1 protein-coding gene is annotated in these 1,136 nt (G+C 67.6%); it reads left to right on the top strand.

Annotation, left to right across the window (positions count from 1 at the left end; all coding sequences use genetic code 11):
• The first annotated feature begins 133 nt into the window (after positions 1–133).
• Positions 134–1,108 (top strand): carbohydrate kinase family protein, encoded by a 975-nt coding sequence (locus ACFTZB_RS45780; protein ID WP_378442647.1) that lies wholly within the window; start codon positions 134–136, stop codon positions 1,106–1,108.
• The last annotated feature ends 28 nt before the right edge of the window (positions 1,109–1,136 follow it).

Raw genomic sequence — 1,136 nt, 5'->3', positions numbered from 1 at the left:
ACCGGCTGCCGCGTCAGACTTTTTTCGTGCCCGACCTCGCCGTCCCCGGGTCCCCGTGCTGCCCGACCGAACATGGTGGTCCACCGGGGTACGGTGAGAAATCCCGACCGAACTCATCGAAAGGCATCCGCCCGTGACAATTGCGGTAACCGGTTCCATCGCCACCGACCACCTGATGCGGTTTCCGGGCCGGTTCGCCGAGCAACTGCTCGCCGATCAGCTCAGCCACGTCTCGTTGAGCTTCCTGGTCGACGACCTCGTAGTCCGGCGCGGGGGAGTGGGCGGCAACATCGCCTACGCCATGGGCGTCCTCGGTGGTTCCCCGCTTCTGGTGGGGGCTGTCGGAGCCGACTTCGCGGACTACCGCCAGTGGCTCGAGGGCAACGGTGTCGACTGCACCGCCGTCCGGATCTCGACCACCGCGCACACCGCGCGTTTCGTGTGCACCACCGATGAGGACATGGCGCAGATCGCCTCGTTCTATCCCGGGGCGATGAGCGAGGCCCGGGAGATCCAGCTGTCCGGCATCGCTTCGGACGCCGACACGCTCGAGCTGGTCCTGATCGGCGCCAACGACCCCGAGGCGATGATCCGCCACACCGAGGAATGCCGCCGACAGGACATCCCGTTCGCCGCCGACCCGTCGCAGCAACTCGCGCGCCTGAACGGCGAGGAGGCGGCGGCGCTGATTCGTGGCGCGAAATACCTGTTCACGAACGAGTACGAGTGGGGACTGCTGCAGCAGAAGACCGGACTGTCCGAAGAGGAGATCCGCGCACAGGTCGGTGTCCGCGTCACGACGCTCGGCTCGAAGGGCGTCGAGATCGTCGACGCCGACGGCAACTGCACCCGGGTCGCCGTCGTCCCCGAGAAGGCCAAGGTCGACCCGACCGGTGTCGGTGACGGATTCCGGGCCGGATTCCTCCTCGCGCACAGCGCAGGCCTGAGCTTCGAGCGCTCCGCGCAACTGGGGTCGCTGGTGGCCGTGCTGGTACTGGAGACCACCGGAACCCAGGAATGGACGTTCGACCGCGACGAGGCTGTCAAGCGCCTCGCGGATGCCTACGGCTCCACCGCCGCGGACGAGATCGCCGCGATTCTGCCGTAAGGCGGCTCCGCCGCCCGTGAGTGGTTGT

Source organism: Rhodococcus sp. NPDC057014 (assembly GCF_042673295.1).
Classification (GTDB): Bacteria; Actinomycetota; Actinomycetes; order Mycobacteriales; family Mycobacteriaceae; genus Rhodococcus_F.
The sequence above is the reverse complement of the archived record's forward strand: the minus strand, read 5'-3'. Positions and strand labels throughout refer to the sequence as shown.